27 protein-coding genes are annotated in these 21,844 nt (G+C 64.3%); 17 read left to right on the top strand and 10 right to left on the bottom strand.

From position 1 onward, the window contains the following. Positions 1–210 precede the first annotated feature (210 nt). The 4 genes from G9463_RS11830 to G9463_RS11815 all read left to right on the top strand — a co-directional run bounded on the left by G9463_RS11830 (position 211) and on the right by G9463_RS11815 (position 3,190). A complete protein-coding gene (locus G9463_RS11830; RefSeq protein WP_049939060.1) occupies positions 211–1,554 on the top strand; it encodes an ATP-binding protein in 1,344 nt (447 codons plus the stop codon). A gap of 82 nt (positions 1,555–1,636) precedes the next feature. Then, positions 1,637–1,912, top strand: a complete 276-nt coding sequence (locus G9463_RS11825; protein ID WP_004960471.1) for a hypothetical protein — start codon at positions 1,637–1,639, stop codon at positions 1,910–1,912. Between the two features lie 44 nt (positions 1,913–1,956). Then, on the top strand, positions 1,957–2,832 hold the full coding sequence (locus tag G9463_RS11820; RefSeq protein WP_165896812.1) for an MBL fold metallo-hydrolase: 876 nt from the start codon (positions 1,957–1,959) through the stop codon (positions 2,830–2,832). A gap of 61 nt (positions 2,833–2,893) precedes the next feature. Then, positions 2,894–3,190, top strand: a complete 297-nt coding sequence (locus G9463_RS11815; RefSeq protein WP_004960466.1) for a hypothetical protein — start codon at positions 2,894–2,896, stop codon at positions 3,188–3,190. 19 nt (positions 3,191–3,209) lie between these two features. Here the strand turns inward: G9463_RS11815 and G9463_RS11810 are convergent, their stop codons facing one another. The 3 genes from G9463_RS11810 to G9463_RS11795 form a co-directional block, all read right to left on the bottom strand. Continuing rightward, a complete protein-coding gene (locus tag G9463_RS11810; protein WP_165896811.1) occupies positions 3,210–4,160 on the bottom strand; it encodes a DUF5787 family protein in 951 nt (316 codons plus the stop codon). A gap of 42 nt (positions 4,161–4,202) precedes the next feature. Further along, on the bottom strand, positions 4,203–4,379 hold the full coding sequence (locus G9463_RS11800) for a hypothetical protein (RefSeq protein ID WP_004960459.1): 177 nt from the start codon (positions 4,377–4,379) through the stop codon (positions 4,203–4,205). Between the two features lie 138 nt (positions 4,380–4,517). Then, entirely contained in the window at positions 4,518–5,405 is an 888-nt protein-coding gene (locus tag G9463_RS11795; protein WP_165896810.1) for a helix-turn-helix domain-containing protein, read from the bottom strand. 395 nt (positions 5,406–5,800) lie between these two features. Here G9463_RS11795 and G9463_RS11790 point away from each other — a divergent pair, with 395 nt between their 5' ends. From G9463_RS11790 to G9463_RS11770, 5 genes are read left to right on the top strand one after another with little or no spacing between them, the layout of a single operon-like run. Then, entirely contained in the window at positions 5,801–7,030 is a 1,230-nt protein-coding gene (locus G9463_RS11790; RefSeq protein ID WP_121302115.1) for a translation initiation factor IF-2 subunit gamma, read from the top strand. After that, the gene (locus G9463_RS11785) at positions 7,030–7,407 is read left to right on the top strand and encodes a twitching motility protein PilT (protein ID WP_165896809.1); all 378 of its coding nucleotides are present in this window, start codon (positions 7,030–7,032) and stop codon (positions 7,405–7,407) included. Before G9463_RS11790 ends, G9463_RS11785 begins: the two co-directional genes overlap by 1 nt. 3 nt (positions 7,408–7,410) lie before the next feature. After that, on the top strand, positions 7,411–7,989 hold the full coding sequence (locus tag G9463_RS11780; RefSeq protein ID WP_004516007.1) for a DNA-directed RNA polymerase: 579 nt from the start codon (positions 7,411–7,413) through the stop codon (positions 7,987–7,989). Beyond that, positions 7,989–8,186 carry a transcription elongation factor subunit Spt4 gene (spt4, locus tag G9463_RS11775; RefSeq protein WP_004960449.1) on the top strand — a complete coding sequence of 66 codons (198 nt, stop codon included), beginning with the start codon at positions 7,989–7,991 and terminating at the stop codon, positions 8,184–8,186. Before G9463_RS11780 ends, spt4 begins: the two co-directional genes overlap by 1 nt. A 1-nt stretch (position 8,187) precedes the next feature. After that, on the top strand, positions 8,188–8,727 hold the full coding sequence (locus G9463_RS11770) for a GTP-dependent dephospho-CoA kinase family protein (RefSeq protein WP_121302114.1): 540 nt from the start codon (positions 8,188–8,190) through the stop codon (positions 8,725–8,727). 22 nt (positions 8,728–8,749) lie between these two features. Here G9463_RS11770 and G9463_RS11765 read toward each other — a convergent pair whose 3' ends face one another. Together G9463_RS11765 and G9463_RS11760 are read right to left on the bottom strand one after the other, a co-directional pair. Next, positions 8,750–8,905, bottom strand: a complete 156-nt coding sequence (locus tag G9463_RS11765) for a rubrerythrin-like domain-containing protein (RefSeq protein WP_004960444.1) — start codon at positions 8,903–8,905, stop codon at positions 8,750–8,752. 89 nt (positions 8,906–8,994) lie between these two features. Then, complete coding sequence (locus G9463_RS11760) at positions 8,995–10,026, bottom strand: TIGR01177 family methyltransferase (RefSeq protein WP_127013892.1); 1,032 nt, start codon at positions 10,024–10,026, stop codon at positions 8,995–8,997. Positions 10,027–10,113: 87 nt separating this feature from the next. Here G9463_RS11760 and G9463_RS11755 point away from each other — a divergent pair, with 87 nt between their 5' ends. After that, complete coding sequence (locus tag G9463_RS11755; RefSeq protein WP_004590159.1) at positions 10,114–10,503, top strand: hypothetical protein; 390 nt, start codon at positions 10,114–10,116, stop codon at positions 10,501–10,503. 204 nt (positions 10,504–10,707) lie between these two features. Here the strand turns inward: G9463_RS11755 and hisG are convergent, their stop codons facing one another. Together hisG and G9463_RS11745 are read right to left on the bottom strand one after the other, a co-directional pair. Next, positions 10,708–11,556, bottom strand: coding sequence for an ATP phosphoribosyltransferase (hisG, locus tag G9463_RS11750; RefSeq protein WP_004960442.1), 849 nt, complete (start codon positions 11,554–11,556; stop codon positions 10,708–10,710). A 65-nt stretch (positions 11,557–11,621) separates the two neighbouring features. Then, on the bottom strand, positions 11,622–12,764 hold the full coding sequence (locus tag G9463_RS11745; RefSeq protein WP_165896813.1) for an MFS transporter: 1,143 nt from the start codon (positions 12,762–12,764) through the stop codon (positions 11,622–11,624). Between the two features lie 214 nt (positions 12,765–12,978). Between G9463_RS11745 and G9463_RS11740 the strand changes: the two genes are divergently transcribed. From G9463_RS11740 to G9463_RS11725, 4 genes are all read left to right on the top strand, one after another. After that, on the top strand, positions 12,979–14,277 hold the full coding sequence (locus tag G9463_RS11740) for an amidohydrolase (RefSeq protein WP_165896808.1): 1,299 nt from the start codon (positions 12,979–12,981) through the stop codon (positions 14,275–14,277). A gap of 138 nt (positions 14,278–14,415) precedes the next feature. Then, positions 14,416–15,450 carry a hypothetical protein gene (locus tag G9463_RS11735; RefSeq protein WP_165896807.1) on the top strand — a complete coding sequence of 345 codons (1,035 nt, stop codon included), beginning with the start codon at positions 14,416–14,418 and terminating at the stop codon, positions 15,448–15,450. Between the two features lie 44 nt (positions 15,451–15,494). After that, on the top strand, positions 15,495–16,772 hold the full coding sequence (locus tag G9463_RS11730) for an adenosylhomocysteinase (RefSeq protein ID WP_004960433.1): 1,278 nt from the start codon (positions 15,495–15,497) through the stop codon (positions 16,770–16,772). Positions 16,773–17,051: 279 nt separating this feature from the next. After that, positions 17,052–17,507, top strand: a complete 456-nt coding sequence (locus tag G9463_RS11725) for a DapH/DapD/GlmU-related protein (protein WP_165896806.1) — start codon at positions 17,052–17,054, stop codon at positions 17,505–17,507. A 139-nt stretch (positions 17,508–17,646) separates the two neighbouring features. Here the strand turns inward: G9463_RS11725 and G9463_RS11720 are convergent, their stop codons facing one another. Continuing rightward, complete coding sequence (locus G9463_RS11720) at positions 17,647–17,799, bottom strand: hypothetical protein (protein WP_004960429.1); 153 nt, start codon at positions 17,797–17,799, stop codon at positions 17,647–17,649. A 281-nt stretch (positions 17,800–18,080) separates the two neighbouring features. On the opposite strand from G9463_RS11720, the gene priL reads away from it, so the two are divergent. Continuing rightward, a complete protein-coding gene (gene priL, locus G9463_RS11715; RefSeq protein ID WP_165896805.1) occupies positions 18,081–19,157 on the top strand; it encodes a DNA primase regulatory subunit PriL in 1,077 nt (358 codons plus the stop codon). Here the strand turns inward: priL and G9463_RS11710 are convergent. After that, positions 19,154–19,363 carry a hypothetical protein gene (locus tag G9463_RS11710; protein ID WP_165896804.1) on the bottom strand — a complete coding sequence of 70 codons (210 nt, stop codon included), beginning with the start codon at positions 19,361–19,363 and terminating at the stop codon, positions 19,154–19,156. The two genes, priL and G9463_RS11710, sit on opposite strands and share 4 nt — an antisense overlap. Positions 19,364–19,492: 129 nt before the next feature. Between G9463_RS11710 and G9463_RS11705 the strand changes: the two genes are divergently transcribed. After that, on the top strand, positions 19,493–20,140 hold the full coding sequence (locus G9463_RS11705) for an SWIM zinc finger family protein (RefSeq protein ID WP_165896803.1): 648 nt from the start codon (positions 19,493–19,495) through the stop codon (positions 20,138–20,140). 18 nt (positions 20,141–20,158) lie between these two features. Here the strand turns inward: G9463_RS11705 and hjc are convergent, their stop codons facing one another. Then, positions 20,159–20,677, bottom strand: a complete 519-nt coding sequence (gene hjc, locus G9463_RS11700) for a Holliday junction resolvase Hjc (RefSeq protein ID WP_165896802.1) — start codon at positions 20,675–20,677, stop codon at positions 20,159–20,161. 210 nt (positions 20,678–20,887) lie between these two features. On the opposite strand from hjc, the gene G9463_RS11695 reads away from it, so the two are divergent. Further along, a complete protein-coding gene (locus tag G9463_RS11695) occupies positions 20,888–21,841 on the top strand; it encodes a DUF4382 domain-containing protein (RefSeq protein ID WP_165896801.1) in 954 nt (317 codons plus the stop codon). The last annotated feature ends 3 nt before the right edge of the window (positions 21,842–21,844 follow it).

The raw sequence follows: 21,844 nt of genomic DNA, 5'->3' as shown, positions 1-21,844 counted from the left end.
CCGACGATTCCGAGTACGATGCCGATGACAAACAGCCAGTACCCGTAGGCCTCGTCGTCGGTCGTCGGCTCGCCGATGCGGCTCCGATACACTGCGAGTAATGTGTTATCAGCTGCCATGTTTGAAACACACAGAGGTGGTATATTACCTTGGTGTCGGCCATCGGGGCTTCGAGTGACTTATACCGGTTGCGTGGTAACATCAGTGGGAATGAGCAATCCGGAACTGGATGTCGTTGAGTTTCTGCTGACGGCCACTATTTACAGCGAGCGGCGGGACCTTGAGCCGGACGACCTGCCGGCCTCGTACCGGTCCGTCTTCTGGAGCGACGGCGAGATCGAACGGCCGCTGTCGGTCACCAACTCAACCGCGAGCGAGGCCACCGGTGTCGAGCGGCCCTGGGCGGCCATCTCCGGCTTGATGTTCACCGACCGCGACGATTTCTCGGGGAGTATTTCCATGACGGACCGCGACCTCGCCGAGGAGTGGTTCCTCGAACGGGTCGACGCCTCGGACCTCGAAGACAACCCGGTCCTGGCGAAAGCCTTCGAGGACCAGGTCGAGGGCGCTGACTACGAGCGGGCCCGCCAACAGAACCGACCGTCGCGCGCCGACCGCGCGTTCATCGACGCTAAACTGGAGGAGGCGTTCGACACCGACGACGAGGACGACGAGGAGATGCTCGACCTGGTCGATGTGCGCGCCCCCGAAGAGGTGGAAATGACGCTTGCCGACCTGGTGTTGACCACTGACCAGGAAGACGAGATCCAGAAGATCGTCAAGGCCATCGAACACCGCGACTACCTTGCCCGGATCGGCCTGCGCGAGATCGGGAAACTCCTCTTTGTCGGCCCGCCGGGGACCGGCAAGACCAGCGTCGCCCGCGCGCTGGCGCATGACCTTGACCTCCCCTTTGTCGAAGTGAAGCTCTCGATGATCACCAGCCAGTACCTCGGCGAGACGGCCAAGAACGTCGAGAAGGTGTTCGAGGTCGCAAAGCGGCTTTCGCCGTGTATCCTCTTCATGGATGAGTTCGACTTCGTCGCCAAGACCCGCTCTTCCGACGAACACGCCGCGATCAAGCGCGCCGTCAACACCCTCCTCAAGAGCATCGACGAGATTTCACTTATTCAGGACGAGGTGTTGCTCATCGGCGCAACGAACCACCCTGACCAGCTCGACGCCGCCGCCTGGCGGCGCTTCGACGAAATCGTCAACTTCCCCAAGCCGGATAGCGGTATGCGCGCGGACATCCTCCGTATCGTCACCCAGCAGATGGAGATCGACGACTTCGACCCGGAGACACTGGCCGACCTCACCGAGGGGCTGACCGGCAGCGACCTTCGGCTCGTGCTCCGTGAGGCCGTGCTCAATGCTCTGACCGAGGAGCGGACGACGCTCACACAACAGGACCTCGAAGACGCCATCATCGACTTCGAGGAGCGGGACAACCTCAAGAACATGGACATGATGGACGGCGACGCCGACGCGCTGGTCGCCGGGAGCGGCGGCTTCTCCGGCGACGGCGGCAGCGACCACGACCACGACCACTGAGCGATTGCTTACCCGCTCAGGCACCCGTTCTGGCTATCGGTATGAGCGATTTACTTATCAATGCAGGAACCATTCGGTAGCCATGGCTGACGACAGCGTATTCACCGAGACAGACGACCCCGCCGAGTCGTGGGTTGACGTTCGCATGACTGACCCGCAGGAAGGCGAGTGGGACGTAGACGTGGTTATCGCCGAGAAGCAAGTCGAGTACGTCGACCTGCGCATCCGCCCGGAGTTACTTGAGGGATTCTTCGAGTGTCTGTTCGACGACCTCGCCGACGAACGCGCCCAGTCCCTGCTGGTGGCGACGATGGAGCGACAGGGCATCGACCCGGCGAACCTGTTCGATAGCCAGTAACGAAAGCGAGGGGCTTAGGCGGGTCGCACTCTGAAGGACCGGTAATGGAGGTCACGCTGCTTGGGACCGGCGACACGACGGGGACGCCGACTGTCCAGTGCGACTGTGACACGTGCGAACGGGCGCGCGACCCTGACGAGGAACTCCGGGCCAGTGTTCGCGAGCGCGGCATCGACCCTACCGGCGGGGTCGAACGGTCGCGCTTCTCCGTCGCCGTAGAGAACGATGCAACCGGCGAGTCGTTGCTGGTCGACCTGAGTCCGGACTTCCGTCACCAGTTCCTCCGCGAGTCGGTCCCGCTGCCGGACGCGGCTATCATTACCCACATTCACTTTGACCACCTCGATGGCCTCGGCAATGCCTACCGTTTGTTCGACGAACTGCCGGTCCACGCCGCCGACGAGACGGACCCGGTGACTGACGAGAGCGTCGCTGAGGCCGTCCGGAGCCGCTATGACTACCTTGACACGGTATCGGTCCACGCACAGACGCCGCTCGAGCCGTTCACCGTCGCCGGCTTCGAGGTGACGCTCGTCCCGGTCACGCACCCGCCGCTTTTGTGTTACGGCCTGCGCATCGAGGAACCACAGACCGGTGCAGTGCTGTCGATTTCCGGGGACACCTGTTATGACGTGCCCGACCGCTCGAAATCCGTGCTGACCGGGGCCGACCTCGCGCTCGTCGAGGGCATCGTTCACCCGGAGGCCTGCGAATACCACCCGAAAGGCGGCACGCACCACAATGAGGACGGCGTGCCGCGGACCTTTGGCACGAAACACATGACCCTGCCCGGCGCGCGGGACTTCGCTGCCGACATCGAGGCCGACGACTACCGTATCGTCCACACCGCACACTACGTCCCCGCGGACAGGGCCTTCGCCGACGACATCGGACTCGACGGCGAGCAGTTCACGCTCTGACCCGGATTCGGCTGGGTGAAACGGACCGTAGATTATAGGCCATGGCAGCTAATGCCGTTGTATGGACAGGCGCGGCATCGCGGAGGTCGGTGGGCTGTCGCTGGCTGGCGGCGTCCTCGCAATCGCCGTCCAGCAGGGTATCGTGGGCAGTATCGACTGGGTGCTGGTGGTGGGACTGGTCACCTGTGTCGGTATCGCGGCCGCGGCGAACTATCAGGCCAGAACGAAACACGCGGCCAAAGTCGCTACCGAAGCACCGGCGGTGACCGAAGACAACTACGAACAGCACGGCCGCCCGACCGCTGGCGACGGCGGTTCCCCTCCCGATGACACCCCCTCGACGGACGACACCCGGTAGCGGTGACAACTTCTCGTGGCTATCCGAACCGATCCAGTCCCGACTGGCGACGCCTGCGCCCGTCGGGGTCTGCCTGCCACGGCGTCCGCTCGGCCCGGAGTGAGTCGCCGTCGACGGCCGGCGGGTCGGCCGCCTCGTGCCCACCGCAGTCCGGGCCGCAGTCGTCGCTTTCGCGGACAGCGCGGTCCTTCCACTGGCAGTACGGAATTCCGTCACTGTCGGGTGAACAGCGCTCACATGCTGGGTAGTCGAAACTCCGCCATCCCTTGCCGTACGCTCGCTCGGCTAGTTGCCGACGCGCGCGGGCCTTCTCCGAAGCGCCGACCATCCGCACGTCCGTCTGGACCGGCCGCTCCGCAAGGAGTTCGACGCCGGCGTCGTCTGTCGACAGTGGTGTCGCCTCTCGACGGACGTCTATCGTTCCGCTGTCGGCGTCGAACCGCCAGACGCCGACTTCCTCGGGAATCCGGTTGAGGTGCGCCCCGGTAACGTAGGACGCCGTCGCCAGTACGACGCGGTTGGCGAGCGCGAGCGACACGTCGGTCCGCAACTGTGATTCCAGATCGCCGGGGCGACTCAGGTCGGGCTTGTTCTCGATGGCGACGATTTCGCCGAACCAGTCGGGATATCGCGTCGTCTGTCGGACGTATGTCCGGCCACCCCGACGCTCCCGCTCGAAAAACCCTCGCTCGGCGGCCAGTTTGACGGCCCGCTCGGCGCGGTCGGGGTGACAGTCGAAGGCGTCCTTCCAGTACCGCGCCCGACCTGGGCCAACGTCGCTTTCAATGGCCGCCGTCGGCAGCCGTTCGGGAGTGATGGCCGCCCGCTCGTCGAGTTCAGGACCCGGCTCAACGACGACGGTGTCGAGGACGCGCCGGCCGTGGACAGCGCCGCCGAGCTGCCGGCTTACCAGACGGCCCTCGCGCTCAAGATGGGCACACAGCGCCAGTTCGAAGTCGAACTCCCGCACGACCGGAGGCAGGGCTGGGACGGGCAAAAGCCCCGCGCCCGGTTACCGGCTGGCGACGAAGAAACAGATCAGCGCCGCCAGCGCGAGGACCGGACTCTGTGAGAGTAGCGTCAGCAAGCCGAGGTAGACAGTCAGCACTCCCAGCAGGGAACGGCCGGTCAGGGGTGGATACGTCGGCCTGTACAGCTCGGGGTCAGCGTAGGGCGCAGGCTGGTACATTACAGTGAAACAATGGTCCCGAACGCCGATAAGTATAATCTGAATGATATTTCTGCGGGAGACACGCATCGGGGATCTCCTGAAAACGATTTCAGTCAGCGGAAAAACAGCGTACCCCCACAGGACCAACAGGTCGGCTCAGTGCCCGCAGTCCTGTCGCTCGAACTCGACCGGCTGGAGGTTGCCGTCCAGATAGGCAGTCAGTTCCGCTTCGGCCAGCGGAATCTGGACCGCGAGCCGCCACGGGTCGGTGGCTTCGACACTGGTGTACTGGTCGTCGACACACCAGGGCAGCGTCCAGTAAGGCCGACTCGACAGGTCGACGCCGTGGTCGTCGTAGAACGCTGCAACGCGGGAGTTATCGAGTAGCGTCAGCCCGACAGGCGAACAGAGTTCGTGGCGACACCGCTCGCAGACGAACTCGGCGCGGACCGACACGTCGAGACAGCAGTCGCCATCGCGGGATATCTCCGTCCCCATCCGACCGGCGCAGTCCGGGCAGACGCCGTCGGCGGCCAGACAGTGGAGGTGTCGCACCCGCTCGGCGAAGGCCGTCGCGACTTCCGCCGGTGTCCGGTCGACCAGACCGCCCGGCGGGAACGGGTACTCGCCGTGGGCCTTCCCGCAGTCCTCGCAGTCGATGGCGAACTGCTCGTCGGCGTACTCGGCCAGCAGACCGCCGCCACACCGCGTACAGGCCCCGGTCACCGGGAACGGGTCGATGTCGGGTGTCCGCGTGAACGTTCCTGCCCGCACCGCGCGGATGACCTGCGCCCCGGCGTACCGGAGGTCGTACCCGTCGGCTCCCTGGCTGACGAACTGGCCGGTGAGTTCCTGCAGGTGATAGTTGAACTGCCCGCTGTCGGCTAGCTCGACGTCGTCGAACAGCTCCGAGAAGCGAACTGGTCGGTCATCTGTGCGCCACAGCGCCTCCAGAATGTCCAGACGCGTCTCGCTTGCGATGACCGAGAACGCCGTCGCCGGGTCAATGTCGGCATCCGTTTCGGGGGACTCATCGACTCGCATCGTACGTTGACCTGTTCCTGCATAAACAAAAGCGTTCACAGAAACACAGTTACGTAATACCGGTGACAGAAGATGTCCACGATACACGATCGCTTCAGCGTTTCAGTCCCGCTCACTGAGCAGGGCTCGACTGGTTCGTCACGGGCGACAGCATGGGCTGATTGCTGCCCCCGACAGTATCGCAATGGCGATAGCCGGCGTAGCACCCGACTCGCACAGTCCGCTGCTCGCTCAGTGACGGGGTCGCGTCGCTATGTCGGGGCCAATACCGAGCAATCCAGTGACGTTGCCGCGGTCAGCAGGGACCAAATCGGCGATTGAACCGGGGTCGGCGGGGCGCAAACAGTAGGTTTATCAGTTGCACGCGGCGAAACTCCACCAAGATTACTCTCGAAATGACATCGAACAAACAACCGGAGGTGAACATCGGACTCGTCGGGCACGTCGACCACGGAAAGACGACGCTCGTACAGGCATTGTCCGGCGAATGGACCGACCAGCACTCCGAGGAGATGAAGCGCGGTATCTCTATCCGACTCGGCTACGCCGACGCGACGTTCCGTCGCTGTCCGGAGGCCGAGGAGCCGGAGGCCTTTACCGTCGACGAGCACTGCGACGACCACGACGTCGACACCGACCACCTCCGGACGGTGTCGTTCGTGGACGCGCCCGGGCACGAGACGCTGATGGCAACCATGCTGTCCGGCGCGGCCATCATGGACGGGGCCGTCCTCGTCATCTCGGCGACCGAGCCCGTCCCGCAGGCCCAGACTGAGGAGCACCTGAGCGCGCTCGATATCATCGGCATCGACAACATCGTCATTGCCCAGAACAAGGTTGACCTTGTCGACGAGGAGCGGGCGATGCAGAACTACGAGCAGATTCAGGAGTTCGTCGAGGGCACCGTCGCCGAAGGCGCACCGGTTGTCCCCATCAGCGCGGGCCAGGAGGCCAACATCGACCTGCTTATCGAGGCTGTCCAGTCTGAGATTCCGACGCCGGAACGGGACCCGGACGAGGACGCCCGCATGATGGTCGCACGCTCGTTCGACATCAACCGTCCCGGTACGACCTGGGACGACCTGATGGGCGGCGTGCTTGGCGGGTCGCTCGTTGGCGGCCAACTGGACGCCGACGACGAGATCGAACTCCGTCCCGGCCGCGAGGTCGAGGAAGGCGGCAAGACGGAGTGGCAGCCCGTGACGACGACGGTCCGCTCGCTCCAGTCCGGCGGCGACTTCGTGGACACGGTCACGCCGGGTGGCCTGCTCGGCGTCGGGACCGGGCTCGACCCCGCAATCACCAAAGGCGACGCGCTCGCCGGACAGGTCGCCGGGCCGCCCGGGAGCCTCCCGCCGGTCCACGAGACGTTCACGATGGACGTGGACCTGCTGGAACGCATCGTCGGTGACGATGGCGGTGAGGTCGACGAAATCTCGACCGGCGAACCGCTCATGCTGACTATCGGCACCGCCACCACGGTCGGGTCGGTCACGAGCGCGCGCGACGACGAATGTGAAGTCGCGCTCAAGCGCCCGGTCTGTGCGGCGCCGGGCTCGAAGATCGCGATCAACCGCCGTGTCGGCGCTCGGTGGCGGCTCATCGGTGTCGGCACGCTGCGGTGATGATCGTGCTGGACACGAACGCGCTGATGATGCCGGTCGAATGTAACGTACGCCTGTTCGAGGAACTCGATAGGGTGCTGCCGGACGCGACGGACTACGTCGCGCCCGCTGCCGTCCGCGACGAACTGGCGAAACTGGCCGATGGGGCTGGCGCGGAAGCGACGGCCGCCTCTGTCGGGCAGGACCTGCTCGACCGGTGTGCGATTCGGGAGACGACGGCGGACTACGCGGACGACGCCGTCCTCGAACTGGCACAGACAGACGATGCGACACACGCGGTCACGAACGACAGGCCCCTCAAACGACGCCTGCTGGACGCGGGCGTTCCAGTAATTAGTTTAAGGGGCCGGAACAAACTGGGTATCACTCAACCATAACACATGTATAAACGGGTACGCCTACGCGATACGGTCGAAGTCCCGCCACGCTTTCTGGCGGAGGTCAGTCCGGGGCTGGTCAAACGGCTCCTGCAAGAGAAGCTCGAAGGACGAATGGACGAAGACGTCGGCAGCGTCGTCTCCGTTATCGAGGTCCACGACATCGGCACCGGTGCCGTGCTGCCGAACAAGCCCGGCGTCTACTACGAGGCCGAGTTCGACGCCCTCACGTTCGACCCACAGATGCAGGAAGTGGTCGACGGCGAGGTCGTCGAGGTCGTCAACTTCGGGGCCTTCATCGGCATCGGGCCGGTCGACGGTCTGCTCCACGTCTCCCAGATCTCCGACGAGTATCTGGCCTACGACGAGGAGAACCAGCAACTCGCCTCCCGCGAGTCCAACCGGACGCTCACCGTCGGTGACGCCGTCCGGGCGCGTATCGTCACCAAGAGTATCGACGAGCGCAACCCGCGGGACTCCAAGATCGGCCTGACGGCGAAACAGGTCGGCCTGGGCAAGCACGGCTGGCTCCAGGAGGAGCGCGAGCGCCGTGAAGGCACGGCGGAAGCCGGTGATAGCTGATGGCGGACCGACTCGTCTGTCGCGACTGTCACCGCGTCCAGAGCGCGGAGATCGAAAGCCAGTGTGAGGCCTGCGGCGGCACCGCACTGACCGAGGACTGGGCCGGCTACGTCGTCATCGCGCACCCGGAGCGGTCAGACATCGCTGAGGAGATGGAAGTGACCGAGCCGGGCAAGTACGCGCTGAAAGTCCGCTAACGTGTCCGACGTCGTTCTCGAACTCCCGAGTGACTTGCGGCACGAGCTGAAAGAGCCGCTCGGACGGATTTATACTGATACAGCGGCGCTGCTGGCCGACGCCGGTGACCCCATCATCGCCGTCGGCGACATGGTCACGTACCACCTCATCGAGGCCGGGCGGACGCCCGACCTCGCGCTAGTCGACGAACGGACCAAGCGCTCGGCCGTCGACGCGGACGTGGCAGCGGCAATCGACGGCTTCGACCGGACGCTCTCAGTCGACAACCCGGCTGCGACACTCACCGCAGACCTGCTTGCTGCACTCAGAGACGGTCTCGACAGCGACGAGACGACACTTCTGGATGTCGACGGCGAGGAGGACCTCGCTACGCTCCCTGCAGTGCTTGCCGCGCCTGCTGGTGCCAGTGTCGTGTACGGCCAACCGGACGAGGGAATGGTGCTGGCCGACTGCGACGACACAGCCCGGGACCGGGTCCGGTCGCTGCTGGAGCGGATGGACGGCGACGCCGAGCGAGCGATTGCACTCGTGTCGAACTAACTAGCAAAAACGCGGACTGATTTTATTCCGGCCGAGGGACGCTGAGGTTCTGCATTTCTGTCTCACAGCGGCCACAGGAGACCGTCGAGCGCTCGCTACAGAGACGCTTCCCGCAGTCCGGGCATTCAAACAGCTGTTCGTCGTCGTCGCATGGGGCGGGGTCTGACCACGTTGGCATACTTGTGACTCATTAGCATTTGTCACGGCATAAACTTTGCTCATACCCGAACAAAAGACAACACCTGTCCAGAGAAAGTGAACGTATGGTCACTCAAGAACGTGGACGTGCCTGACCAGCGAGCGGTGAACGCGTCGCTTGAAGTAGTCAGTGACGGCCCAGCCCGCGCCGGTCGCGGCCTCGCGCCAGTCGCGGTCGGCGACGAGGACGCACCGCCCTGCGACGCGGGCGGCTTCGCCGAGCGCACCGGACACGAGCGGGGCCAGGTCACCTTCAATACGGGACTGACGACCGTAGGGGGCGTCGAAGACGACGGCATCGACGGTGTCGTCGGCCACTGGCAGTGCGGACGCATCGGAGCGGAACACCCCCCACTCGCCCGGGTCCGGGTACGACGCTCGCTCAGGGTGGCCGTCGCCGTCGAGTGCGTAGGCCAGGTTCTTGCGTGTCCCCGAGACCATCTTTTCTTGTGCGTCGCCGCCGACCACGTCGGCCCCGACCAGCCCCGCCTCTAGCAGGAGACCGCCGGTGCCACACATCGGGTCCAGTATCGTTGCGTCCGGGCCGGCTCCGGCGATATTGACCAGCGCGCGGGCTTCGAGCGGGTCCATGCTGCCGGGCTGGAAGAACGGACGGTCCGTCGGCTGGCGGCCCCCGAAGTCCCGCACGCTCTCGGCGGTAAGCCAGCCCAGCGCACAGCAGGCCTCGCCGGTCCCGCCCTCCTCGTCGCCGTCGGGGTCCGAGAGATAGGCGTAGAGGACGTGGTCGGGGTTGTCGAGGTCGACGGCGAAGCCGCGGTCGGTGAGCACGCCGCCCAGCGTCCGCTCGGCCTGTTGCGTGTCGATACCGGTGCTCGCTCGCACGTCGACCGCGCGCACGGCGACGCTCCCTTCGCGGTCGATGGTCGCGGCCGATAGCAGCGCGGCGGCGCTTTCGATGTCCGGGTCCGAGGTTCCGATCAGGTCACAGGCCCGGTGGGTGAACGCGAGGTGGCGAACGCGGTCGCTGATACCCCGTGCCGTCGCCAGTCCGGGGGCGAGCACGTCGACGGCGCTCGCGGCGCTTGCGGCTTCCCGCCGCGCGAACGCGTCGTCCTGCCCGCCAAGTTCGAGGACGTACACGCCCGAGCGGTGTGGGCGAGCGGCTATGAGCGTGCCGGTCGCGCCCGGGAACAAAACGCACAAGCGAGCGGCCGACGAACCCCGAGTATGCTCCAGTCCGGGTTCTCTAGCCTGACCGGCGGTGGTATCCTCGCGGTCCTCGTGACCGTCCTCGTCACCTGGCTCTTTTACGCTCTGACCCTCCACCTGGCTGCGACGTTCTTTATCGGCGACGTGCCGAGCCAACTCGCCGCAAAGGCGGCCCTCGCGCCGGCAATCGTCTCGCTCATCCTCCAGCGTTGGGGCGTCGAGTCCGGCGTCGTCTCGGCGGACCTCGGCGTCGCTGTCGTCCTGTTGCTCACTCTCGTTGCTGACGGGATCGCCATCAGCCTCTCCTATCGGTTGTCGACCCGCTCGACGGCCCCGCTCGTGGCGCTGCATCTGGCGTTTGCGGCGGTGCTTGGGTTCGCGCTGAACAACATTTTTATGTTCTTCTGACCCTCCGAGCCGGGACTGTGGTGGGAGTGTCTGCCGAATGCGGGCGCGGAGCGCGGCCTGCATACCGCGCCTTCGGCGCGGTTTCACTCCGAGCGCGGCCGCAGGCCGCGACTCGGAGGTCGTTTGTAGCGTAGATTTTTGCGAACCCGCTCCCCATAGCGCGCTCATAAAGCGCGCGAGGAGAGGGGGTGACGTAAAAAAGTACTATTCAACCAGCCGCTCTATCTCCGTCACGAGGATATCGCTCGCGCCCACGTCCTTGAGCGAGCTAATGGTCTCGAAGACAGCACGCTCCTCGACGACGGCGTGGACGGCGAGCTGGTCGGAACCGGCGATGTCCATCACGGTCGGACCGCCCATGCCCGGAAGCACGTCTTTCACGTCATCAAGGGCATCCTCGGGGGCGTTCATCATCAGATAGCGTTTGTCGTCGGCGGCGAGAACTGAGCCAAGTGCGGTGTCGACCTGCTTCACCTTCTCGTTGTCAGCGGTGTCTTCACGAGCGAACAGGCGGACGGAGCTTTCGAGCACCTCGTCGACGACAGCCAGCCGGTTCATCCGGAGCGTGGTCCCGGTCGAGGTGATATCGACGATACCGTCGGCGATATCGACGTGGGGAGTCAGTTCCGTCGCGCCGGACACCTCGGTCACGTCGACATCCACGTCGACCCGGTCGAAGTACCGGCGGGTGATTTTAGGGAACTCCGTGGCGATGCGGCCGTCCTCAAAGTCATAGACGGTCTCGATGTCGCTCTCTTCAGGCGCGGCAAGAACGAGGCGACAGCGGCCGAAATCGAGGTCCCGGAGTTCGACGAGGTCGTCGGTGTCAGACTCCCGGACCTGGTCGAGGCCGGTGATACCCACGTCGGCAGCACCGTCCGCGACGTACTCGGGGATGTCAGCGGCGCGGGCGTACAGGACGGTCACGTCCGGATCGACAGTATCGGCGTGCAGTTGGCGGTCGGCCCCGTCGACCAGATGGAGGCCGGCCCGTTCGAGCAGTTCCTCGCTTGGTTCGTGCAGGCGGCCCTTGTTGGGGACGGCGATTCGCATACGCCTACTGGCAGGCCGCGGGGCAACTGTCTTTCCCCTCAGGCCGGGGTCTGTGAGCGAAGTCGTCACAGGCGGTCCCGGCGTGGGAGGACAACGAAGGTACCCGCAGCCAGCAGTGTCAGGCCAGCGAGACCGTAGAATGCGAGCGCAAACAGATTCTGGTCGGCGAGCAGCCCGACAGCCGTCGAGCCCAGCGAACTGATCGCGAAGAAGCCGGTCCGGAGCAGGCCCCAGCCGGTGCCTTCGGCGGTGTCAGGCAGCGTATCGACGATGTAGGCGTTTGCCAGCGGGCCGACACTCATCCGAACACCGATGACGCCGGAAACGATGGCCAGCGGCATGACGCCGCGGACGGACGGAATGAGCACGAGTGGAACGGTACTGACGAGCGCGACAGCGGTCAGAACACTTGGCGTTCCGTATCGGTCAGCGAGCCGGCCGGTGACTGTCTGTGAGAGCGCGCCACCGACGAACAGCACCGAGAGAAGCGCCCCAGCGGTTCCCTGTGAGAGGCCCCGGACCGTGACCAGATACGTGGTGAGGAATGCTGTCACGGCCTGAAAGGCGAACAGCATCAGTGTCTTGCCCGAAACCGACAGCACGAGCCGGCGGTTGCGAAGGCCGGTGAGAACCGTTCGGAGGTCCCGCCGGAGGCTCCGTTCGGACTCGCCGGTCGGACGGTCCGACACCGAGAGCCAGAGCGCGCCGGCGACAAGCATGAACAGCGGGGCGGCGCTGGCAAGTGCCAGCCGCCACCCGTACCGTGTGGTGACGAACGCGGCAATGGCGGGTAGTGCCGCCGCTCCGAGAGAGCCGGCCGCCATCACGACACCGAAGGCGGTCCCCTCGCGGGCATCAAATGTCCGCGAGAGGGCGGTCCCGCGGGTCGGGCCGTACAGCCCCGTCCCGAGCCCGAACGCGCCCGTTGCGATAAGGAACAGCGAGAACACCGGCGCGAAGAAGTAGCCCAGCAGCCCGACGCCCGACAGCAACGCCGCGGCTACCAGTAGTGTCCGCTCCCCGATCCGGTCGATCAGCACCCCGGCCGGAAACTGCACCGCCGCGTATGTGAGCCAGAGCACCGTGACCGCGAGCCCGGCCTCTGCGTTCGAGATGACGAATTCCTTGCGTATCGTCGGGAGGACCGCAGGAACCACAAACCGCATCCCGAGGACGAGAAACCAGCCGGCAGCAACGGCAAGCAGCATTCGGGCTGGGCTTTCGTGCCGCATGGCGTTGACCCGCTGTCGGAGTTGCTCTGCCGCCGCCATTCTCTTGCCCACCTGAACGCACCGGAGCCGAAAGACCCCTGCGGAACAGGCACTGCTGTCACTGCGACACCTGCACATAGATGTGGCAACACGCCACACGACGGCGGCGTGGACCCGGCGAACTAAGGTCCGCGGTTGTGAAGCCACCGCCATGAGCGAACTTCTCGTCACCGGCGGACAGGTCCTCCGACCTGACCTGACCGTCGAGCGTGCGGACGTACTGGTTTCACAGGACAGCGGCGACATCGTGGCTGTCGACGACCCGGGCACACTGGACGGCGACGATGAACTCGACGCCAGCGACGGGCTGGTCATCCCCGGTCTGGTCAACGCGCACACCCACGTCGCGATGACACTGCTTCGCGGCCTCGCTGACGACAAGCCCCTCGACGCCTGGCTGCAGGAGGACGTCTGGCCCGTCGAAGCGGAACTGACCGCCGACGACATCCGCGCCGGGGCGGAACTCGGGCTGGTCGAGATGATACGGTCGGGGACGACGGCGCTGTCGGATATGTACTTCGAGGTCGAGGAGATCGCGGACGCAGTCGACCAAGCTGGGATGCGAGCAGTGCTTGGCTTTACTGCAGTCACCGTCGGCAAGGATGACGAGGCCGCGCGGTCTGACCTCGAAGAGAGCCTCGACGTGGCTCGGAAACTCGACGGTGCGGCTGATGGACGGGTTCGGACGACGTTTCAGCCGCACTCGCTCACGACCGTCGGCGAGGAGTACCTGCGCGAGTTCGTCCCACAGGCGCTTGAGGACGACCTTTCGATCCACCTGCACGCCAACGAGACGCGCGATGAGGTGACGCCTATCGTCGACGAACACGGACAGCGCCCGCTCGCCTACGCCGACGATATCGGCCTGCTCGACGGCGACACGTACGTGGCCCACGGCGTCCACGTCGACGACAGTGAAATCGACCTGCTGGCCGAGACGGGTACCGGCGTTGCTCACTGCCCGGCCTCGAACATGAAACTCGCCAGCGGGATGGCCCCGGTACAGGACCTGCTGGACGCTGGCGTTACCGTGGGTATCGGCACCGACGGCGCGGCCTCGAACAACGACCTCGATATGTTCGACGAGATGCGCGACGCGGCGATGATCGGCAAACTCGCGGCCGACGACGCCAGCGCGGTCGATGCTGGCACTGTCGTCGAAATGGCGACCGCAAACGGTGCGGCCCTGCTGGGCTTCGACAGCGGCCGCATCGAGACCGGCGCGAACGCGGACCTGGCCGTCATCGACCTCGACGCCCCACACCTGACGCCGGCCCACGACCTCGTCTCCCATCTGGCCTACGCCGTCCACGGGAGCGACGTGCGCCACACGGTCTGTGACGGTGAGGTGCTCATGCGCGACCGCACTGTCGAGGTGTTCGACGAGCAGGCCGTCCGCGAACGGGCCAGCGAGCACGCGGCTTCGCTGGTCGAACGAGCCGGTGACTGAACCGGTGGAATAAACGCTGAGAGCTGGCTTTAAACTGTATAACTATTCCTCAGTCGGTGTTGTCGACTCTGCAAACGGCCTGAACGGGTTGAACGAGAGGGGGTGTTTATCGCTCTCTCGGCGAACCAATTGGCTACGATGCGCACCAAACTCTTCGCACTGTACGCCGCTGTCGGACTGACATTGCTGGCCGTCGGTCCGGGACTGGCGGCCGCTGCGGACTCAGCCGGTAACACCGACGCAGGGAACACCCTCGCTGTCGGTGTCTCACAGGCTGACGACGGCAGCGCGACGGTATCGGTCACACAGAACGAGACGGGCGTCGAAAACGCCTCAGTTGCCGTGGAGACGGCTGACAACACCTCCTACGCTGGGACCGGAAACTACACGACCGACAGCAACGGGACGGTTGGACTGCCCGCCCCCGAGCAGAACGTGACGGTCGACGTGACGGCGACGGCCGACAATCACACTGCGACGACGACGGCGGACCTGACTGTCGCGCCGAACGCTACCAACGTGACCGAGTTCGACACCTTTGGACTCGAAGTGTCAGCCTACGTGAACGACCTGTTGAGCGACGAGAACCGGACCGGTGGTATCGGCCCGGCCGTGGCCAGTTTCGTGACGGCGAACAACCCCGGCAACGCGCCGGACCACGCCGGCCCGCCCGCACACGTCACTGGTGAGAACGAGTCCGACGACAACGAGACCCACCCCAGCGAACGACAGGGTCCGCCGGCGGACATCTTCGGTGACGACGAGAACGAGACTGAAAACGAGACAGACGACCGCCGCGGCCCGCCCGAGGACGCCGGACCGCCCGAAGACCGCGGTCCGGGCAGCGATGACGCGGAGAATGAAACGGACGACGAAAACGAGACGGACGACGACCGTCGTGGTCCGCCCGAAGACGCTGGGCCACCCGAGGACCGCGATGACGACGACGTGGAGAACGAAACTGAAGACGACGAGAACGAAACCGAGGAACCGGAAGACGAGACGGAAGAGCAAGACGAGTCAGAAGAGGAAGACGAGTCAGAAGAGCAAGACGAGTCAGAAGAGCAAGACGAGGACGACGATGCTGACGACGACACCGATAGCGACGACGATGACGACGGCGACCGCGGCCGACCGGACGACGCCGGCCCGCCGGACGAACGCGGTAACTGAACGGCTTCGGTAGCGTTTTAGGAACTCTCTTCCTCTGTTGTGACATGACGACGCCTATTTCGGAGCGACTTGATGACCTTGACGAGGCTCGCGATTCCGGCCGCCGAAAGATGGACTGGGCTATCCAGCATATGCCCATCTGCGGCGCGCTCCGCGAGCAGTTCGAGGCCGACCAGCCCTTTGCCGGCGAACGCATCGGCATGGCGATGCACGTCGAAGCCAAGACCGCTGTTCTCGCGGAAATCCTCGCGGTCGGTGGCGCGGAAGTCGCCATCACCGGCTGTAACCCGCTCTCGACGCACGACGACGTGAGTGCCGCACTCGACGCCGTCGACGGCATCACTTCCTACGCCGAGCGCGGCGTCGACGACGAGGAGTACTACGAGGCTATCGAGGCTGTCATCGGCCACAAGCCGACCATCACCGTCGACGACGGAATGGACCTCGTCGCGGCCATCCACGAGGACTATCCGGAACTCATCGACACTATCATCGGTGGGGCAGAGGAGACGACGACCGGCGTCCACCGACTGCGCGCGATGGACGATGACGGCGAACTCGACTATCCTGTGTTCGCTGTCAACGACACGCCGATGAAGCGCCTGTTCGACAACGTCCACGGCACCGGCGAATCCTCGCTGGCCTCGATTGCGATGACGACGAATCTCTCGTGGGCCGGCAAGACCGTCGTCGTCTCCGGGTACGGTGACTGCGGCAAAGGTGTCGCAAAGAAAGCCAGCGGTCAGAACGCCGACGTGATTGTGACCGAAGTCGAGCCCCGCCGCGCGCTCGAAGCGCACATGGAAGGCTACGAGGTCAAGCCGATGGCCGAGGCCGCCGCCGAGGGTGACGTGTTCATCACGACCACCGGCAACCGCGACGTCATTGTCGAGGAGCACTTCGAAGCGATGCAGGACGGCGTCTTGCTCGCCAACGCCGGTCACTTCGACGTGGAAGTCGACCTCGATGCGCTGTCCGACCTCGCTGTCGACACCTACGAGGCCCGCGACGGGGTCCAGACCTATGAGATGGCCGACGGCCGCCGCCTGAACGTGCTTGCCGAGGGCCGACTGGTCAATCTTGCGACGCCTATCGCACTGGGCCACCCTGTCGAAGTGATGGACCAGAGCTTCGGCGTGCAGGCCGTCTGTGTCCGCGAACTGGTCGAAAACGGCGACGACTACGAGGCCGGTGTCCACGCTGTCCCGGACCGACTCGACAAGGAGGTCGCGGAAATCAAACTTGACGCCGAGGGTGTCGACTTCGATTCCCTGACCGATACGCAGGCCGAGTACATGGATTCCTGGCAGCACGGGACATAGCGAGATTCTGAGCGGTGCGAAGAATCTCGCACCGGAACGGGGAGCGAAGCGACCCGTGGCGGACATAGAGTGGTTCGAGCGGAGCGAGAACCACTAACACGCCGAACGGCGAAGCCGTGAGACGTAGGGTGACCCCGAGCGTAGCGAAAGGTCGCCAAACTACGAGCGGCGACCGACGGAATTGACACGGAATAACCGATCGGGTGGCTTTCTTGCGTTGTGGCTAAAATATCTGGTTTTCGTCACCACGATGATTAGTGTCGGCGCTGATGTCTCGGTATGGCTGTCCACGAAACCGCTCAGATTGAGAATGCGACACTGGGCACCGTCGAGATTCGAGAATACGTCACAATCCACGACGCCGACATAGACGACGGCGTCCAGATTTACGAGGGGGCCTCGATCAAGAAGGCGACCATCCACGGCCCGACTGATATCAACGCAAACGTCTACGTTGAGAACGCAACGCTCGGCGAGTCCGTTCAGATCGGGCCCAACGCCTCTATCGTCGGCGTAACCCACGACCTCACCGACGCCGGCATGGAGTTCCAGAACGACACGCTCGACGAAATCGTCCTCGAGAACGGGGCTTTCGTCGGCGCTGGTGCGGTGGTCCTCCCGGGTGTCACGGTCGGCGAAAACGCCGTCATCGGGGCTGGGACCACTGTAACTGAAGATGTCCCGCCCGAGACAGTGGTCCGGAGTGCCACGGAAACGGTACAGCGATCCCTCTGAGGTCGGCACAAAACACCGGCCTCCACTTCCCGGCAAACGGGTTGCCCACCGCGACCGATTGGCTGGGCGGGGATACTCGCTCCATACAGACGCAAAACAGCTTGTTTCGTTGGTGTCGCCGATCGACTGTCGACTGGTCCTACTGGGTTACGTCGACAAAGACCGTCGACTGAATCCACGCAGACGGGTTCTCGGGGTCGCCGATATGGGCGACTGTATCCACGCCAACGTCGTACTCTTCGAATGTCGCTCTAATGCCCTCTTGTGAATTAGTGTCGTGCTCGTGCGTCATCAGTGTGCTCCGCGTCTCGTTTGGCAGTTACCTCGTCGGCAATGACTGCACCGGTCCAGTTCCCAGACTGAACCAAGTGCCGTCGCCGACCCGCGTGTCCTTACCACACTTGCACACTGGAGAGTGGCAGGCATCCGTCTATCTACTAGCTGTATTCACCTGCGTCCAGCCTTGGGCTATATGTATAGCCCCCTGGTCTGGTCGCTCTCGCTGTCGGGAATTCGACACCGACCGTCTCGGTGACGGCAATTTTATTCGCTCCCATCCGAAAGGTGGTGGCAATGGAACCGCTCCACGCACGCTACCCCTTTCTAGCGCGGTCGCGGGAGGCCGTCGAAGCCGCGGCGGTGGATTTGGGCGAGATTGTCGCCACGAACGAGACGGTCACGGCGCGCGCGCTGGAGCGGGTCGAATCGGCAATCACAGACGGGACTGTTGGGGAGCCACATCGACGGACTCGCGTCGAACTGCTGTCGTACCCGGTCGCCCGTGTGCTGGTGTCGCTCGTCGACGTCCACATCTGCACCCGGAAGTACGCACAGGCTGAGGCTGAGGCGGCCTACGACCGGTTTACAGAGGAGTTTGCGACGACGACAGAGCTGAAATCGACCCAGCGCGAGACACTGGACCGAACAGAACTGCTCGGGGAGTTCGACCTTGCAAGCGCTGTCAGCGACGCTGGCGACGGGTACCGCGTCGAGGTTGGCGCGTATCTCGACCTGGCGGCCGACCAGCGGGGCGATTCCTGGCGGCTGGTCAATCGGCCACTGACTGACGGCGAGGTCAGGGTCACCGCCGAGGAACTGAACGTTCTGTTAAAACAGGCGATTCGCCATCGGGTCACTGACGGCCTGCCGTTCACCGTCCCGGACGCGATCGCTGACGAACTGACGGCGGAGGTCGATCAGTTAGAGGAAGTGCTCTCGGAACTGGAACTCACCCGCGAGATCGACACTGTCGTTCCGGAACTGTTCCCGCCCTGCATGAAGTCCCTCCTCGATCAGGTGCAGAAGGGCGAACACCTCGAACACCACTCCCGGTTTGCTATTGCGACCTTCCTCGTCGGCATCGGAATGACGACGGACGAAATTGTCGACCTGTTCCAGGTCAACCCCGGTTTCGGCGAGGAAGCGACCCGCTATCAGGTCGACCACATCCGCGGGGATACCAGCCCGACGGAATACTCGACGCCGGCGTGTTCGACCATGCAGTCCTACGGCGACTGTGTCAACATGGACGACCTCTGTGAGGCGATTTCTCACCCGATGGGCTACTACGAACAGAAGTTAGACGACACCGACGAGGAGGAACTGGTTGACTGGCGCGAGGACGAGGGCGAGGAAGAAGCTGACGCCTAAAACTGCTGGCGTTCGAGCCAGAGGCCAGCAGCGGTCATAAACACGACGAACAGCCCAATTGCGCCGATGAGTGCATAGCCGCCCGTTGGCTCTACGGTTGACCCACTCAGATACATCTGTGAGGCGGTAACAGTTGTGCCGACGAACAGCACGACGGCGACCGCCGAGATGACGATTTGCAGGACCGTCTCCCGCTCGGTATCCATGCTCTGCGATTTCACAGGGCCGGCAAAAAGGGTATCGAAGCGCCGGAGCCCGCTGGCCGAGCCATTTAGGCCTGTGTAGCACCTACGTTTCAACTGGACACATTGGAAAATACAGCCGTGTCCGCACCTATGACGCTCATCGAGCCAGCAGCCGACCGGCAGAGTACCGCACTTGCACCGGACCTCCGCTCCCTCCCGGACCGGGCCGCCCGCGCCTGGACCGAGCGCATGGCCGTTCGCCCACGAGCGGACAGCACGTATGCCGTGACGACGGAAAGCGACAGCACATACCTCGTCGACATCGCACAGCACGCCTGTTCCTGCCCGGACAACCGCATCCGCGGCGAGCACTGCAAACACCTCCGGCGCGTTGCCATCGAAATCACCGCACGGCGGGTCGCACCGCCCGGCAAGCAACGGGCGGTCTGTGACGCCTGTGGCACCGTTACCTTCGTCGCCGCGGACGCGGGAACGCCACACCTCTGTGGCAACTGCCGACTGGAAACCGGCGATATCGTGCGGGACCGCGAGACGGACGACAGCCTCGTCGTTACGGCCGTCACCGACACGCCAGCCGACGACTGGACCATCGAGGCGACCGACGGGACAGTCGCCGACTACGACACCAACGACGGCTACCCGCCTGACGACCTCGTTGTGCTAGCGACGTATCTCTCCGACGCCGTCAGCGCGACTGAGCCACGAGAATACGCCTTTCCGCTGTCACGACTCCGCCGAGCCGAGGACGCCGAACTCGTCGGCGGCGGGACCCAGTAATCAAACGCCTGTGAACAGCTATTCCAGCATCGCTGCGGCTTCCTCTTTGTCGAGATCGCCGCGCTCGAAGGCCGACAGCACGTCCAGCACGCTCTGGTCGGGGCCGTCGTCGCCCACCTCGTCAAGCGTGACCTTCTCGGAGTTGCCCACGAACTCATCGAAGTCAGTCCCGTCGGAGAGGGCTTTCTCCTTCTTGACCCGATAGTTGCCGCCGTCGGTCGTGTGGAGGTCCGCCGGGTGGAAGAAGTACCAGTCCTCGCGGTCGAACCGGACGCCGATACGCGGCTTCGCGCCGAAGTTCCGGGCGAAAAACAGCAGCGCCTCGACCTCCTCACCAGTGAGATAGATGGGGTCGCCGGCGCTGGATTTCGCCTCGATAGCGTAGAACGTCTCGCCGTCACCCGAGAGCACGTCCGGCAGTTCCCGCTCGGTCGCGCTGCCGCTGGCTGGCGCGCGCATTACCGCAAAGCCCGCCTCGTCGAGTGCGTTGACCAGTTCGCGCTCGCGGCGGTTGCCCTTCGCGTTCGAGTTTGCCATTATCAGGTCGTGGAGCGTCGGGGGTAAAACCGTTCAGATACAGCCAGACCGTTCATTCCGTTCAGAGAGGCGTACACTGATTTGATCTATCGCGGGGCATATACACACCAGTACCATCCCAGATTATAGAATGAATACGTACGTAACAGCACGGACAGTATCGACGGCGACCAACCACACAGGTGAGAGCCAATGAGGCGACGACGATTTATGACGACAGGCGCTGGCGTCAGCGTCGGTCTCCTCGCAGGCTGTTCCGGGTCGAGCGACTCAGGCAGCGGTGACGGGACCAGCGGTGACGGCACCAGCGACGGCGACTCAACCGACGAGAACACGATGACGAACGACGGTGGAACCGTCGGGACGTTCCGGTTGCTAATCAGCGACCAGCCCGCGGCTATCGGTGACTTCGATTCGCTCGACGTATCCTTCTCCAGAGCCCGCATCTTCCACGCGAAGGGCGACGAGGAGACGGACGAAGGCGACGACGCGACCGAGACCGAATCCACAGAAACGGCCACAGCAGAAGCAACCGGGACAGAGACGGCCGAAGCGACCGAGGCAGAGACGGCCGAAGCGACTGAGACAGCGGATGATGACGACGCAGAGGATGAAACCGAAGCCGAAGGCGAGGACGAGGAAGCCGACGGAGGCGACAGCGGCTTCGAGGTTCGTGACCTCGACGGCGCAACCGTCGACCTTACCGAAGTCGTCGGGGACAAAGCCATCGGCGTCCTCGATGGTGAACTCGAAGCGGGCCGCTACAGCAAGATCGAACTGTACGCCGAATCCGTTGATGGGGTCGTCGACGGCGAGTCGGTCGATGTAAAGATTCCGAGCGAGAAGCTCCAGTTGACCAAGCCGTTCGAAGTTGTCGCTGGCGAATCGGTCGACTTCGTCTTCGACATCAACGTCGTCAAGAAGGGCAACGGCGGCTACAACCTCCTGCCGGTCATCTCGGAAAGCGGGGTTGCCGGGAAGGACGTTGCTGTAGAGGAAGTCGGCACCGACGGTGCGGAAGGCGAGGCTGACGGGACGGAGGCGGACGGCGACGATACCGACGACGAAGAGACCGAGGCCGAGACAACAGAAATCGAGGAAACTGACCGGGACTCGACGCCGGAGTCGGACCAGCGCGGCAGCACAACGACGGCTGCCGAGTAGCGC

This window comes from Haloarcula sp. JP-Z28 (genome assembly GCF_011440255.1).
In the GTDB taxonomy this organism is placed as follows: Archaea; Halobacteriota; Halobacteria; order Halobacteriales; family Haloarculaceae; genus Haloarcula; species Haloarcula marismortui.
Note: the sequence above shows the minus strand (reverse complement) of the source record. Positions and strands in the feature narration are given on the sequence as shown.

Excerpts from the sequence above, each read along its gene's own strand:
- G9463_RS11830 (WP_049939060.1), top strand. The coding sequence starts at position 211 with ATGAGCAATCCGGAACTGGATGTCGTTGAGTTTCTGCTGACGGCCACT.
- G9463_RS11825 (WP_004960471.1), top strand. The coding sequence starts at position 1,637 with ATGGCTGACGACAGCGTATTCACCGAGACAGACGACCCCGCCGAGTCG.
- G9463_RS11820 (WP_165896812.1), top strand. The coding sequence starts at position 1,957 with ATGGAGGTCACGCTGCTTGGGACCGGCGACACGACGGGGACGCCGACT.
- G9463_RS11815 (WP_004960466.1), top strand. The coding sequence starts at position 2,894 with ATGGACAGGCGCGGCATCGCGGAGGTCGGTGGGCTGTCGCTGGCTGGC.
- G9463_RS11800 (WP_004960459.1), bottom strand. The coding sequence starts at position 4,379 with ATGTACCAGCCTGCGCCCTACGCTGACCCCGAGCTGTACAGGCCGACG.
- G9463_RS11795 (WP_165896810.1), bottom strand. The coding sequence starts at position 5,405 with ATGCGAGTCGATGAGTCCCCCGAAACGGATGCCGACATTGACCCGGCG.
- G9463_RS11790 (WP_121302115.1), top strand. The coding sequence starts at position 5,801 with ATGACATCGAACAAACAACCGGAGGTGAACATCGGACTCGTCGGGCAC.
- G9463_RS11785 (WP_165896809.1), top strand. The coding sequence starts at position 7,030 with ATGATCGTGCTGGACACGAACGCGCTGATGATGCCGGTCGAATGTAAC.
- G9463_RS11780 (WP_004516007.1), top strand. The coding sequence starts at position 7,411 with ATGTATAAACGGGTACGCCTACGCGATACGGTCGAAGTCCCGCCACGC.
- spt4 (WP_004960449.1), top strand. The coding sequence starts at position 7,989 with ATGGCGGACCGACTCGTCTGTCGCGACTGTCACCGCGTCCAGAGCGCG.
- G9463_RS11765 (WP_004960444.1), bottom strand. The coding sequence starts at position 8,905 with ATGCCAACGTGGTCAGACCCCGCCCCATGCGACGACGACGAACAGCTG.
- G9463_RS11755 (WP_004590159.1), top strand. The coding sequence starts at position 10,114 with ATGCTCCAGTCCGGGTTCTCTAGCCTGACCGGCGGTGGTATCCTCGCG.
- hisG (WP_004960442.1), bottom strand. The coding sequence starts at position 11,556 with ATGCGAATCGCCGTCCCCAACAAGGGCCGCCTGCACGAACCAAGCGAG.
- G9463_RS11745 (WP_165896813.1), bottom strand. The coding sequence starts at position 12,764 with ATGCTGCTTGCCGTTGCTGCCGGCTGGTTTCTCGTCCTCGGGATGCGG.
- G9463_RS11740 (WP_165896808.1), top strand. The coding sequence starts at position 12,979 with ATGAGCGAACTTCTCGTCACCGGCGGACAGGTCCTCCGACCTGACCTG.
- G9463_RS11735 (WP_165896807.1), top strand. The coding sequence starts at position 14,416 with ATGCGCACCAAACTCTTCGCACTGTACGCCGCTGTCGGACTGACATTG.
- G9463_RS11730 (WP_004960433.1), top strand. The coding sequence starts at position 15,495 with ATGACGACGCCTATTTCGGAGCGACTTGATGACCTTGACGAGGCTCGC.
- G9463_RS11725 (WP_165896806.1), top strand. The coding sequence starts at position 17,052 with ATGGCTGTCCACGAAACCGCTCAGATTGAGAATGCGACACTGGGCACC.
- G9463_RS11720 (WP_004960429.1), bottom strand. The coding sequence starts at position 17,799 with ATGACGCACGAGCACGACACTAATTCACAAGAGGGCATTAGAGCGACA.
- priL (WP_165896805.1), top strand. The coding sequence starts at position 18,081 with ATGGAACCGCTCCACGCACGCTACCCCTTTCTAGCGCGGTCGCGGGAG.
- G9463_RS11710 (WP_165896804.1), bottom strand. The coding sequence starts at position 19,363 with ATGGATACCGAGCGGGAGACGGTCCTGCAAATCGTCATCTCGGCGGTC.
- G9463_RS11705 (WP_165896803.1), top strand. The coding sequence starts at position 19,493 with ATGACGCTCATCGAGCCAGCAGCCGACCGGCAGAGTACCGCACTTGCA.
- hjc (WP_165896802.1), bottom strand. The coding sequence starts at position 20,677 with ATGGCAAACTCGAACGCGAAGGGCAACCGCCGCGAGCGCGAACTGGTC.
- G9463_RS11695 (WP_165896801.1), top strand. The coding sequence starts at position 20,888 with ATGACGACAGGCGCTGGCGTCAGCGTCGGTCTCCTCGCAGGCTGTTCC.